Source organism: Brachyspira sp. SAP_772, assembly GCF_009755885.1.
Lineage (GTDB): Bacteria > Spirochaetota > Brachyspiria > Brachyspirales > Brachyspiraceae > Brachyspira.
On record NZ_VYIX01000157.1, the window covers coordinates 1 to 716 of the forward strand.

Sequence of the window (716 nt, forward strand, 5' to 3'; positions counted from 1 at the left end):
GATGTATCCCATAACTTTAAGGAGAGGAAACTCGTATCTTCTTGTAGCCAAAGTAATAACACCAACACCATAAAGCGATGTAGCACCAAGCAAGAATGCTATAAATATAAGTATTTGTACAAGTAAATATATTGTAGCTATTTGATTTTTATATGCCTGATATTCATCATTTCTAAAGCTGTAGTATGATACTTCACTGCTGTCGTCTAATAKAGTTTTTATATCATCTTGACTAACATCAGAAGTTAAAAATACAGAATTATAAACATTTTGTACTTCAAAAGTATCTTCTGCAAAATCTTTATCCATATAAATATAAAACATACCTTGCTGTTCAACAAGCTTACTAACTTTCACTCTTCTTGATACGCTGTTTCCAACAGTATATAGTTCTATACCTATATAGTCATTTTCTTTTACTTTTAATTTATCTGCCAAATATTTTGGAATCATTACAGAATCTTCTTTACTATCATTATATGGTATGTCAAGAGAAGAAAATCCGTCTTTATATATCAAAGTAGGCAAATAAATACTTTCRCTATCATCATCAAAAGCAGGATAGAGCCTTGATTGATAGATGGCAGCCTTRTCATAATATTTTATACTATCATTAGTRAGTATATCAGTATYATCTTCCCATTTTGTAGGAGTTATACTAACAGAAGCATCATATAAAGCAAATTTCTCATATAGAGTATATAAGAAATAATTTA

Annotated in this window: 1 pseudogene; it reads right to left on the bottom strand. The window is 28.8% G+C overall.

Annotated features, from left to right (window positions below):
* Positions 1 to 716, bottom strand: a pseudogene (locus GQX97_RS13220) (ABC transporter permease); the annotation flags it as partial.